Raw genomic sequence first — 568 nt, 5'->3', positions numbered from 1 at the left:
AATGAACCTGTTAACTGCATGTTTTCCAACTTTAAATAAATTTCTCCACCGGTTTTACTAGTTAAATAAAAAGATTTAACCAAAGGTGTTTTTCGGGCATTTACATCAAGAATTTCTTTGGCTTTTTTAATGTCAGTGATATCTAACAATACGTTTTTGGTAATCATACTAACACTTCTTTCAATTCTTTAAAGTCCAAACCTAGCGTCATACCTAAATTTTCGTAGGTAATAATACCTTTATATACATTTACCCCAGATGCTAATGATGATTTATTTTGAATTGCATTTTCTAATCCATCTTTAGAAATTGCTAATAAATACTCAATATTTCCATTTGCCAACGCCATAGTTGAAGTACGTGGGGTGGCACCAGGCATATTTGGTACTGCATAATGAATTACGTCATGTTTAATAAATACAGGATTATCATGAGTTGTATAATGATCAATAGTTTCTACTGTACCACCTTGATCTATTGCGATATCCACAATGACACTTCCCGGCTTCATAGATTGAACCATATACTCTTTAACAATTTTAGGAGGACGAGATCCTGGTATTAAAAT

2 pseudogenes are annotated in these 568 nt (G+C 32.2%); both read right to left on the bottom strand.

Features of this window, described 5'->3' with window-relative positions:
* Window positions 1-167: pseudogene (locus DN400_RS08005) on the bottom strand (threonine ammonia-lyase); the annotation flags it as partial.
* Window positions 164-568, bottom strand: a pseudogene (locus DN400_RS08000) (alanine dehydrogenase); the annotation flags it as partial. The pseudogenes DN400_RS08005 and DN400_RS08000, both read right to left, overlap by 4 nt.

This window comes from Bacillus sp. AR8-1 (assembly GCF_008042345.1).
GTDB classification, from domain to species: Bacteria; Bacillota; Bacilli; order Bacillales; family Bacillaceae_G; genus Bacillus_A; species Bacillus_A cereus.
Note: the sequence above shows the minus strand (reverse complement) of the source record. Positions and strands in the feature narration are given on the sequence as shown.